We start from the raw sequence: 10,776 nt of genomic DNA on the forward strand, positions 1-10,776 counted from the left end.
CCTGGCCACCAACCCCTGCCCCTGCGCCCCTCCCCGGGAAACCGACTGCACCTGCTCAGTAACCACCCGCCGCCGCTACCTCTCGCGGCTCTCTGGCCCCCTCCTGGACCGAGTAGACCTTCGCGTCCGTCTACGCCCCCTGACCGCGATCTCCGCCCATCAATCCACCACCCCCGAACCCTCCTCAGCCGTCCGAGCCCGAGTCCTAGCCGCCCGAGACCGCGCCAAACACCGCTGGCACGAACACGGCTGGCAGTCGAACACCGAAGTGCCAGGCCCCGTCCTTCGCCGTGACTTCGCCTTGCCGCCGCCCGCGACCGCAGTCCTGGACCGCGCCCTGAACCGAGGCCTCCTGACCGCACGAGGAGCCGACCGATGCCTGCGCATCGCCTGGACCCTGGCCGACCTGGCCGCCCTTCCCCAACCCGACACCGACCACGTCACCGCAGCCCTGGACTTCCGAGAACGCAAAACCGGCTAGCGCCTGGAGGTCATCCCGCCCGCCGAACCCAACGCCCAGTCCCGCTCTCGACGCCTCCCGCTCGCCCGAACCCTTGTGCAAACTCCGCCGGGGTCTTCGCCTCCTGCGCGCACAGCTGGTCGGCGGGCACGTCCGGCCACGAGGCCGCGTTGGCGGTGGCGAACGCCCGAAATCCACCCGGTCTCCGCGCGCCAGTGGCTCAACCAGACGTCCCGACCCCGGACAGAGCCGAACGCCCCCGTGCTGGCCGCGGCGAACGCGCCGAACTCAACCCGATCCCGCTCACCCAAGTCCCGATCAGATGTCCCAACCCGGCCAGACCGAATCCACCTGCGGCGAATGACCGAAACCAACCCGGTCTGTGCGCGCCAGCGGCTCGACTAGATGTCCCCATCCCGGACAGCACCGAATCGTCCGTGCTGGCTGCGGCGAACGCCTCGGGACCAACCCGGCCCCACTGACCAACGTCCCGACCAGATGTCCCAACCCGGCCAGGCAAACCCGCCGCCGGACCTTCACCGAAAGGAAAGCCCCATGTCCAACCGAGCCATCCCGCCCTCGTCCCCGCGCACCCGGCACCGCAGGCCGAAGACGCCGCAGCACAAGATCGTCCGGCATCTGCACCCGGTCCGGCGGCGGGAAGTCCGGCCCGAACATGACCCGGTCCGGGTTCGAGAACAGTTGGCGTTGCACCGGCATCTCGCAGTGGTCCGCTCCGAGAATCCTGGTGGTCGAAGAGGTGCGGCGTGAGCATCGCCGTCGAAGATCAGACTGCGGCGACCGACTCCGAGAGGCTCGCTCGCGCGTATCTGCTGGGCGTCGCTGAACCACCGGCGCCGCATTTGCTGGAGTTCGTCGGCGAACACGGCCCGGTCGCGGCAGCCGAGCGGGTCCGGGCCGGGGACTGTCCCGAGCCGGTCCTTCGTGAAACGGCTGCGCGGCGGGAATCCACGATCGCGGAACAAGATCTCGAGGAGGCCGCCAAATCAGGTGCCCGGCTAGTGGTTCCCGAAGACCACGAATGGCCCGCGTGGCCGTTGCTATCGCTGGCGGTAGCAGCCGGAAACGGTGTTAAGCACGTCGCCGCGCCGCTCGGACTCTGGGTGCGCGGCGACGCAAGCCTGGCCGAAGTCGCCGACCGTGCGGTAGCAGTCGTCGGCGCTCGGTTGGCCACGGACTACGGCGTGCACAACGCCATCGAGTTCGGTCACGCCTTGGCAACCCGACAAATACCGGTCTTCTCCGGTGCGGCCCTAGGCATCGACGCCGCCGCTCACCGCGGCGCGCTCAATGGTGGAGGCGTCACGGTCGCGCTGCTCGGCTGTGCCGTCGACTATGCCTACCCCGCGGGAAACAGAGACCTGTTGGACCGCATCGTCGCGGAGGGCGGCGCTCTCGTCAGTGAGTACGCGCCAAAGACGCCGCCCGCGCGTCATCGATTTCTGGTGCGCAACCGCCTTATCGCAGGTCTTACCGATGGCACAGTCGTTGTGGAGGCCGGAATCCGCAGTGGTGCGCGCAACACCGCCACCATCGCGGGTGCGCTCGGCAAGGTTGTCATGGCGTTGCCGGGATCAGTGCATTCGGGCAGTTCAGCCGGTTGCCACGCGCTGATCCGGGACTGCAAGGCCACGTTGGTCACCTCAGTCGACGAGGTGCTCGAAACCGTGGGCCGGTTCGGCACGGCGGCTCCCGCGGCCGAGTCGAGCCGGCGGCCCACGGACAATCTCGGACCGGAGGCGTCGAGGGTTTACGACGCGCTGCTTCCACGGGCCGGCCGGGCTCCGGAGGAGGTCGCGGAAAGCGCTGGCGTGCCCGTTTCCCGAGTTCGCGCCTTGTTGCCCGCACTGGAGGTCGACGGCTTCGCGGTGCGCGGCGAGACCGGCTGGCGGCAGATCGTCCGAACGGCCAACCGATGATGGGCGTGGCGATGCTTGACCAATGGCGATGGTTCGCGCAGCGTAATCGCCATGCCGTCAGCGAGTGCACGCAAGGACGCGGTTCCGCGTCCCGGTGGACACCGGAAACACCCGCCACGCCCCGATCTTCGTGCTCTACGCGCAGAGTTGCCGGAGTCCGCCGAGTCGGTAGTGGCCGATTACGAACGGCATCTGTCGCTGGAGCGTGGGCTGTCGCCGCACACCGTGCGCGCGTACGTCGGCGACGTCGTTTCGCTGTTGGCATTCCTGACCGTGGGGGAGGACGACCGTCTCGCGCGGCGCTTTGAGGACTTGGACGTCACGCAGCTGCGCGCGTGGCTCGCGAGGCAGCGCTCGGACGGCGCTGGGCGCACCACCCTCGCGCGCCGCGCTGCGGCCGCGCGCACCTTCACGGCTTGGGCACACCGCACCGGTTTGCTGAAGTCGGACCCCGGCGGTCGGCTGGCCGCGCCGCGCACGCACCGGACCCTGCCCGGCGTGCTCCGGGCCGAGCAGGCCGACGCGCTCATGGACGCCTCCGCGAAAGGGGCAGCCGAACGGGATCCGGTTGCTCTGCGTGACCGCGCATTGGTCGAATTGCTGTACGCGACTGGCATTCGGGTGTCGGAGTTGTGCGGACTGGACGTCGGCAGCGTGGACTTTTCCCGTCGCGTGGTTTCGGTGGTGGGCAAGGGAGACAAAGAGCGGACAGTCCCGTTCGGCGTCCCGGCGGCCGAGGCGCTGACCGCGTGGCTGGAGGACGGACGGCCTGCGCTGGCTGGGGAAACGCCGCTGACGGCGCTTTTCCTGGGCGTTCGCGGCAAGCGCTTGGACCCGCGCGCGGCACGGCGCGTCGTGCACGAGGCGGTGGCCGCGGTGCCGGGCGCAACGGACATGGGGCCGCACGGACTAAGGCATTCCGCCGCGACACATCTCCTCGAAGGAGGTGCGGATCTCAGGAGCGTTCAGGAACTGCTTGGTCACGCTACGCTGGCCACGACCCAGCTCTACACTCATGTGACCGTCGATCGGCTGAAGGCGATCCATGACCGAGCACACCCGCGGGCCTGAAGAGGCCGGCAGCGGCTCGGCCGGGGACGGCAGGGCCGAGCCGCCGGCGCACGCGCATCCGCACGAGCACGGAGACCACACTGATCAGCACGCCGAGAACGACCGTGCAATGACTTCCACATCGCAGGTCACGGAAGCCGGGGCGGCACGCCCCGGCGTGCAGGACGCCGCCAACGGGGACGGTCGTCCTGGTCAGGATGTCGACGCGGGGATTCAGGCGCTGTGGCAGCAGTTCGCCGACAAACCGGACCAGACGTCGCGCGACCGGCTGGTGCTGCACTACGCACCGCTGGTGAAGTACGTCGCGGGCCGGGTCGGCACCGGTCTGCCGACGCACGTAGACGTCGGCGACCTCGTGCAGTCGGGCATCTTCGGGCTCGTCGACGCGATCGAGAAATTCGACCCGGAACGCGGCCTGCGCTTCGAGACGTACGCGATGCAACGCATCCGGGGCGCCATCCTCGATGACCTGCGCTCCCAGGACTGGGTCCCGCGCGCGGTGCGCAGCAAGGCGAAGGAAACCGCCCGCGCCCTGGAACGCCTCGGCGCCCGCCTGCACCGAACCCCGACCGACGCCGAACTAGCCGGCGAAATGGGCATCAGCCTCGACGACCTCCGCGACTTCTACGGCCAGCTCCGCCTCACCAGCGTGGTGGCCCTGGAAGACCTTGTCGCGGCAGGCAAAGACGCTGGCTCGCTGGTCGACACTCTCCCTGACGACGGCGCCGTCGACCCGGTGGCCGTCCTGGTGGACCAGGACAACCGCCGCCAGCTCGCCGAAGCCATCGCCCAGCTCACCGACCGGGACAAGATCGTCGTCAGCCTTTACTACTTCGAAAGCCTGACCCTGGCGGAAATCGGCAAAGTCCTCGGCGTCACGGAATCACGGGTGAGCCAGCTGCACACCCGCGCGGTGATGCGGCTGCGCGCCAAGCTGATGGAGCAACCCAGCAACTGACTTCCGGGCGGCTGCGCCGACCGTGCCGCCTGCGGTGAGTGAGGCGATCCTGCCGACTGCACCGATTGCCGCGGTTGCGGCGGTTGCGGCGACCGTGCTGACTGAGGCGACTGCGCCGAGGGGCGAGGGACGCAGCCGTTATTGCCGCGGTGTCAGGGGCCTTCTGCCCACGGCTTGAGGCGTACTCGGCTGGGGGTACCGACCAGGGCGAGCGGATCGATGTATTCCGTGCCGCGGCGGGCTCCCCAGTGCAGGCAGGCGGCGGTTGGGCAGCCGGGGTGGCCTGGCGTTGCGGTTCCCAGCGGCTGGCCGCGATAGATCTGGTCTCCGGGGGCGACTGTCGGGGCGATGGGGAGGTAGGTCGTGTGGAGGCCGCCGTCGTGGTCCAGGGCAACTACTCCTTGGCCTGCTACTTGGCCGGCGAAGACCACTACGCCCATGTCCGCGGCCAGTACCTGTTGTCCGGCCGCAGCTTCCAGGTCTACGCCTCGGTGGCCTGGGCCGAACGGGGTCGTGGGTGGTTCGAAGTTGCGGGTGACGTGTGGACGGGGCGTCAAGGGCCAGGCCAGGCGGCCGGGCTCTTCCGGAGTCGGCTGGATCGGGGCGGCGTCGGCTCGGGAGGTGAACAGGGCGGCTGAGCCTGCGGACAGGGTCAATACCGTCGCCAGGATCAGCCACGTTCGGGTGGTGCTTTTTCGGTTGGGCGAGCTGAAAAGCGGGAGCTCGCCGCTTGGTCCGGCTAGGCGCAGTGGGGGGTGGCCCCAGCTGAAATCGCAGGGGAGGGAGATTCGGATCCTCGGCAGCAGGTTCGTTGCCGGTCGGTGGGATGGGCGGACGAGCCTGCGGGAGGCGAAGAGGGCGTAGCGGGTGGCGGTGCTCGCCGCGGAGGTCGCGCGGGTCCAGGCGCGGAGGAGTGCCGTGCGGATTCTACGCGGTCTAGCGGGTGGTTTGCGGTGACGGCCGCCCCGAGGGAGCGAGCGCGCTGAGACAGCGGGTGGGGTGGTGTCGCCAGGGCTCAGGAGGGCGGTGGCCGCGGATGGGTGCTGAGCGAGCAGGGCGCCGGTAGCCAGGACCACCGGGTGAGGTGTTTCCAGCGACGGCGATGCGGACGCCGACCATGGCAACGCCGACTCCGCCGACTCCGCCGACTCCGCCGACTCCGCCGACTCCGCCGACGCCGACTTCGCCGACTCCGCCGACGCCGACTTCGCCGACGCCGACTTCGCCGACTTCGCCGACTTCGCCGACTTCGCCGACTTCGCCGACTTCGCCGACGCCGCGGACTTCGACATCGCCGACATTGACGATGACTGCGCCGACGGCAACGGCGACGTGGATGCGGATGCCGACAGCGACTCCGCCGACAGCGACTCCGCCGACAGCGCCGCCGACATCGCCGCCGCCGACGGCGTCGACCTCGGTGCGGATGTCGACTCCGCCAACGTCGAAATCGACGGTGACTCCGCCGTCGGCGACGCCGACATCGACGACAAAGTCGTCTTCGCCGACGGCGACGCGATCGTCGGCGTCGGATTGAGGCTGCGCGGATTGAGCGTGGGCGGATTGAGCGGTGGCGGATTCAGGCGGGGCTGGCTGAGCGACAGCAGATCAGGCGCGGGCGAATGCGACGGCGGATCGGATCGGCTGCTCGCCTCTCTGTCCGGGCGAGGAACGGGGGAGGGCGTTGAGCGGGCCGTGCTCGGTGTCGACGAGGGCGGCAGGGAAGCCGCGGGCGAGTCGGCGGGGCGGGCAACAGCGGTAGCAGTGGCAACCGTGGCAGCAGGGGCACCGGGAGCCGCGGGGGCAGCGGGGCCAGCGGGGCCAGCGGCCGCAGCAGAGTCAGCGGGAAAAGATCGGGTCGTGGTCATGTCCCCATCCTCAGCCACCGGCCGACCGGAACTCGCTGTTCAGCGCTAGTTGTCCACAGGCCGGCACAGTTGTGGACAACCCCGGGGAGGGCGAAGGCCGCCCGCAGGGACGGGCCTGGTGGCAGGGGGTAGAATCAATTCCGCAGTCCACTCGCTGGGCTGACTTCGCGTGCACATGCGCGCGTCCTCGGACGGGCCGCTTCGGCGGGAACCCGGACGGAGGGCGCACGGTGTCCGGCGGTCCCTGGGGTTTCGCACTGCCGAACCCGCGGGTCCGGGCATCGGCTGCGGCACCAGGGCTCGTGGCCTCCCGGTCGCGGGCGACTAACCGGAACAGCGCCTCCGCCGGCGGATCGAAGACCGACAGCGGGAGCGCGCGAGTACAGAGAAGGTGTGATTCCGGCAATGGCCGTCGTCACCATGAAGCAGCTGCTCGACAGCGGCGTGCACTTCGGGCACCAGACCCGTCGGTGGAACCCGAAGATGAAGCGCTACATCTTCACCGAGCGCAACGGCATCTACATCATCGACCTGCAGCAGACGCTGACCTACATCGACCGTGCGTACGAGTTCATCAAGGAAACCGTCGCGCACGGCGGCACCATCATGTTCGTCGGCACGAAGAAGCAGGCTCAGGAAGCGATCGCCAACGAGGCCGCGCGCGTGGGCATGCCCTACGTGAACCAGCGCTGGCTCGGCGGCATGCTGACCAACTTCCAGACCGTCCACAAGCGCCTTCTCCGCCTGAAGGAGCTCGAGGCCCAGGAGCAGACCGGCGGTTTCACCGGGCTGACCAAGCGCGAGATCCTCACGCTGACCCGCGAGAAGGACAAGCTCGAGAAGACCCTGGGCGGCATCCGCGACATGGCCAAGGTGCCGTCCGCGGTGTGGATCGTCGACACCAAGAAGGAGCACATCGCCGTCGGCGAGGCTCGCAAGCTCAACATCCCGGTCGTCGCGATCCTCGACACCAACTGCGACCCGGACGAGGTCGACTACCCGATCCCGGGCAACGACGACGCGATCCGTTCCGCCGCGCTGCTGACCAAGGTCGTCGCCGAGGCCGCCGCGGCCGGGCTGATGGCCCGTTCCGGCCGCAACGGCGCCTCGGCCGACGCGAAGCCGGAGACCGGTGCTTCGGACGAGCCGCTGGCCGAGTGGGAGAAGGAGCTCCTCGCGGGCTCGGAGACCGCCGCCGCCGACGCGACCGAGGCCGCCGCGGCGACCGAGACCGCCGAGACCGCCGCGACCGAGACCGCGGAAGCGACCGGCGAGCAGGCTCCGGCCAACTCCTGATCCACCCCGTCCGGGCGGTCCGCGCAGGGCCGCCCGGACGGCGCTCACCGCACACGTACCTGAAACGGACGGATTCAACACGATGGCGAACTACACCGCCGCTGACGTGAAGCGCCTGCGCGAGATGACCGGCGCGGGCATGATGGACTGCAAGAAGGCCCTCGAGGAGAACGACGGCGACTTCGAGAAGGCTGTCGAGTTCCTGCGCATCAAGGGTGCCAAGGACGTCGGCAAGCGCGCTGAGCGCGCCACCGCCGAGGGCCTGGTCGCCGGCGACGGCGGCGTCATGATCGAGCTCGACTCGGAGACCGACTTCGTCGCCAAGAACGACGAGTTCCAGCAGCTCGCGGCGAAGATCGTCGAGACCGCGAAGACGCTGAAGAGCAGCGACGTCGAGGCGCTGAAGGCCGCTGACCTGGACGGCAAGCCGGTCAACGAGGTCGTGCAGGAGCTCTCGGCCCGCATCGGCGAGAAGCTCGAGCTGCGCCGCGTGGTGTCGTTCGAGGGCCAGACCGCGATCTACCTGCACCGCCGCGGCTCCGACCTCCCGCCGGCCGTCGGCGTGCTGGTCGAGTTCACCGGCGACGACGTCGACGCCGCCCGCGGCGCCGCGATGCAGGTCGCCGCGCTGCGCGCGAAGTACCTGACCCGCGAGGAGGTGCCGGCCGAGATCATCGAGAACGAGCGCCGCATCGCCGAGCAGACCGCCCGCGAGGAAGGCAAGCCCGAGCAGGCGCTGCCGAAGATCATCGAGGGCAAGGTCAACGCGTACTACAAGGACAACGTGCTGCTCGAGCAGCCGTCGGTCAAGGACAACAAGAAGACCGTCAAGGCCCTGCTCGACGAGGCCGGCGTGACCCTGACCCGGTTCGCCCGGTTCGAGGTCGGCCAGGCCTGAGCGAGGCACTGGGACTAGGTTCTGGCACTGTGCCCCGTCTCCGCGCGTCGGGGACGGGGCACAGTCGGGTCTACCGAGGGGCAGGAGGCGACAGACATGGGTGAGGACCGGGTCGAGGGCGGGTACCGCCGGGTGCTGCTGAAACTGGGCGGCGAGATGTTCGGCGGCGGCGCGGTGGGTGTCGACCCCGACGTCGTGCACTCCGTCGCCCAGCAGATCGCCGACGTCGCGCGCACCGGGGTGCAGATCGCGGTGGTGATCGGCGGCGGCAACTATTTCCGCGGCGCGGAGCTGTCCCAGCGCGGCATGGACCGCGACCGCGCCGACTACATGGCGATGCTCGGCACCGTGATGAACTGCCTCGCGCTGCAGGACTTTCTCGAAAAGGAAGGCCTTCCGACCCGCGTGCAGACCGCGATCACGATGGGCCAGGTCGCCGAGCCCTACATCCCGCGCCGCGCGGAACGGCACCTCGAGAAGGGCCGCGTCGTGATCTTCGGCGCCGGCGTCGGCATGCCCTACTTCTCCACCGACACCGCGGCCGCGCAGCGCGCGCTCGAACTCGGCTGCGAAGCCGTGCTGATGGCCAAGGCCGTGGACGGCGTCTACACCGCGGACCCGAAGACCGACCCGGACGCGAAGATGTTCCACGAGATCAGCCACCGCGAGGTGCTCGAGCGCGGCCTCAAGGTCGCCGACGCCACCGCGTTCAGCCTCTGCATGGACAACAAAATGCCGATCATCGTGTTCAACCTGCTCACCGAGGGCAACATCGCCCGCGCGGTGGGCGGTGAGAGGATCGGCACGCTGGTCTCGACCCCCGCCGACGAGGCGTCCGCCTAGACCTGCTGGGATCAAGCTCAGGTCCGACAACACAACACCGGGAGTAGCCGTGATCGACGAGACCCTCCTCGACGCCGAGGAGAAGATGGAAAAAGCGGTGTCCGTCGCGAAGGAAGACCTCACGTCGGTGCGCACCGGGCGGGCCCACCCGTCGATGTTCTCCCGCATCGTCGTCGAGTACTACGGTGCGCCGACGCCGCTGAACCAGCTGGCCAGCGTCAACGTGCCGGAGGCCCGGATGGCGTTGATCAAGCCTTACGACCAGACGCAGCTGAACGCCATCGAGAAGGCGATCCGCGAGTCCGACCTCGGCGTCAACCCGAGCAACGACGGCAACGTCATCCGCATCGTCATCCCGCAGCTCACCGAGGAGCGGCGCAAGGAGATGGTGAAGGTCGCGAAGGGCAAGGGCGAGGACGCCCGCGTCTCGATCCGCAGCATCCGCCGCAAGGCCAAGGAAGAACTCGACCGCATCGCCAAGGACGGCGAAGCGGGCGAGGACGAGGTCGCGCGCGCCGAGAAGGAGCTGCAGAACCTCACCGACACCTACGTGCACCAGGTCGACGAGCTGGTGAAACACAAGGAAGCCGAGCTGCTCGAGGTCTGATGAGCCAGGTGAGCGAGGAACGCGACGAGCGGGTGGGCGACATCCCGCCACCGGACCCGGCCGCCGGGCCGGACCCGGTGTCGCGGCTGGAACCGGCTCCGGAACCCCCTGCCGGGCAACGGAAATCGGAATCCGCGACGAACGCGCGCGCGGAATCCGGTGCCGCGTCGGCGAAGGCGGAAAACGGGACCGGCGCGACGGCCGCGGGCGTTCCCGCGAACGGCGAACCAGCCGCGTCCGGCGGCAACCCCGGCTCCGGCGAGGAAGCCGGACCGGAGAAGAAGGCGTCCCGGGCCGGGCGCAACCTTCCCGCCGCGATCGGCGTCGGGCTGCTGCTCGGGGCCGCGATCATCGTTTCCCTGCTCACCGTCCGGTTCCTCTTCATCGGGGTCATCGCCGCCGCGATCGCGGTCGGCACCTTCGAGTTCTCCGGCGTGCTGCGTCGGGTCGCGGACACCAAGGTCGCGCTGATCCCGGTGCTGGTCGGCGGGCAGGCGATGATCTGGCTGGCCTGGCCGTTCGGCCGGGAAGGCGCGCTCACCGCGTTCGTGCTCACCGTGCTCGCCTGCCTGCTGTGGCGATTGCCCGGCGGTGCGAAGGGCTACGTGCGCGACGTCAGCGGTTCCGTTTTCGCCGCCGCGTACCTGCCGTTGTTCGGCGCGTTCGCGGCCATGCTCGTGCCGCCGCACGACGGCGTCGGGCGCGTGCTCACGTTCCTGATCGCCGTGGTCGCCTCCGACACCGGCGGCTACATCGCCGGCGTGCTCGGCGGCAAGCACCCGATGGCGCCGACGATCAGCCCGAAGAAGTCCTGGGAGGGCTTCGCCGGTTCGAT

Annotated in this window: 12 protein-coding genes; 11 read left to right on the top strand and 1 reads right to left on the bottom strand. The window is 69.5% G+C overall.

All coding sequences use genetic code 11. The annotated features are described in order from the left end of the window. The 5 genes from H5411_RS44360 to H5411_RS44380 all read left to right on the top strand — a co-directional run. A partial coding sequence (locus H5411_RS44360) for a magnesium chelatase subunit ChlI family protein (RefSeq protein ID WP_183127706.1) occupies positions 1 to 481 on the top strand: 481 nt, incomplete at its 5' end. A 534-nt stretch (positions 482 to 1,015) separates the two neighbouring features. Continuing rightward, positions 1,016 to 1,231, top strand: coding sequence for a hypothetical protein (locus tag H5411_RS44365; protein WP_143271361.1), 216 nt, complete (start codon positions 1,016 to 1,018; stop codon positions 1,229 to 1,231). Continuing rightward, a complete protein-coding gene (dprA, locus tag H5411_RS44370; RefSeq protein WP_101435134.1) occupies positions 1,228 to 2,400 on the top strand; it encodes a DNA-processing protein DprA in 1,173 nt (390 codons plus the stop codon). Before H5411_RS44365 ends, dprA begins: the two co-directional genes overlap by 4 nt. Positions 2,401 to 2,451: 51 nt before the next feature. Further along, positions 2,452 to 3,471: a tyrosine recombinase XerC gene (locus H5411_RS44375; RefSeq protein ID WP_376772295.1), complete on the top strand. Its 1,020-nt coding sequence runs from the start codon at positions 2,452 to 2,454 to the stop codon at positions 3,469 to 3,471. After that, complete coding sequence (locus tag H5411_RS44380) at positions 3,446 to 4,429, top strand: FliA/WhiG family RNA polymerase sigma factor (RefSeq protein ID WP_183127709.1); 984 nt, start codon at positions 3,446 to 3,448, stop codon at positions 4,427 to 4,429. Before H5411_RS44375 ends, H5411_RS44380 begins: the two co-directional genes overlap by 26 nt. A 152-nt stretch (positions 4,430 to 4,581) precedes the next feature. Here the strand turns inward: H5411_RS44380 and H5411_RS48215 are convergent, their stop codons facing one another. Beyond that, a complete protein-coding gene (locus H5411_RS48215) occupies positions 4,582 to 5,097 on the bottom strand; it encodes a murein hydrolase activator EnvC family protein (protein ID WP_376772297.1) in 516 nt (171 codons plus the stop codon). Between the two features lie 664 nt (positions 5,098 to 5,761). Here H5411_RS48215 and H5411_RS44390 point away from each other — a divergent pair. The 6 genes from H5411_RS44390 to H5411_RS44415 all read left to right on the top strand — a co-directional run. Then, positions 5,762 to 6,346 carry a hypothetical protein gene (locus tag H5411_RS44390; RefSeq protein ID WP_101435132.1) on the top strand — a complete coding sequence of 195 codons (585 nt, stop codon included), beginning with the start codon at positions 5,762 to 5,764 and terminating at the stop codon, positions 6,344 to 6,346. 356 nt (positions 6,347 to 6,702) lie between these two features. Then, a complete protein-coding gene (gene rpsB, locus H5411_RS44395; protein WP_101435131.1) occupies positions 6,703 to 7,593 on the top strand; it encodes a 30S ribosomal protein S2 in 891 nt (296 codons plus the stop codon). 82 nt (positions 7,594 to 7,675) lie between these two features. Next, positions 7,676 to 8,491 (top strand): translation elongation factor Ts, encoded by an 816-nt coding sequence (gene tsf, locus H5411_RS44400; protein WP_101435130.1) that lies wholly within the window; start codon positions 7,676 to 7,678, stop codon positions 8,489 to 8,491. 96 nt (positions 8,492 to 8,587) lie between these two features. Beyond that, positions 8,588 to 9,334, top strand: coding sequence for a UMP kinase (gene pyrH, locus H5411_RS44405; RefSeq protein ID WP_101435129.1), 747 nt, complete (start codon positions 8,588 to 8,590; stop codon positions 9,332 to 9,334). Between the two features lie 49 nt (positions 9,335 to 9,383). After that, positions 9,384 to 9,941 (top strand): ribosome recycling factor, encoded by a 558-nt coding sequence (frr, locus tag H5411_RS44410; RefSeq protein ID WP_009074501.1) that lies wholly within the window; start codon positions 9,384 to 9,386, stop codon positions 9,939 to 9,941. Then, a partial coding sequence (locus H5411_RS44415; protein ID WP_183127711.1) for a phosphatidate cytidylyltransferase occupies positions 9,941 to 10,776 on the top strand: 836 nt, incomplete at its 3' end. The genes frr and H5411_RS44415, both read left to right, overlap by 1 nt.

This window comes from Amycolatopsis echigonensis (assembly GCF_014174495.1).
Taxonomy (GTDB): domain Bacteria; phylum Actinomycetota; class Actinomycetes; order Mycobacteriales; family Pseudonocardiaceae; genus Amycolatopsis; species Amycolatopsis echigonensis.

Bases quoted from the DNA above. Each gene is read 5' to 3' on its own strand.
- H5411_RS44365 (WP_143271361.1), top strand. From the start codon at position 1,016: ATGTCCAACCGAGCCATCCCGCCCTCGTCCCCGCGCACCCGGCACCGC.
- H5411_RS44375 (WP_376772295.1), top strand. From the start codon at position 2,452: ATGCCGTCAGCGAGTGCACGCAAGGACGCGGTTCCGCGTCCCGGTGGA.
- H5411_RS44380 (WP_183127709.1), top strand. From the start codon at position 3,446: ATGACCGAGCACACCCGCGGGCCTGAAGAGGCCGGCAGCGGCTCGGCC.
- rpsB (WP_101435131.1), top strand. From the start codon at position 6,703: ATGGCCGTCGTCACCATGAAGCAGCTGCTCGACAGCGGCGTGCACTTC.
- tsf (WP_101435130.1), top strand. From the start codon at position 7,676: ATGGCGAACTACACCGCCGCTGACGTGAAGCGCCTGCGCGAGATGACC.
- pyrH (WP_101435129.1), top strand. From the start codon at position 8,588: ATGGGTGAGGACCGGGTCGAGGGCGGGTACCGCCGGGTGCTGCTGAAA.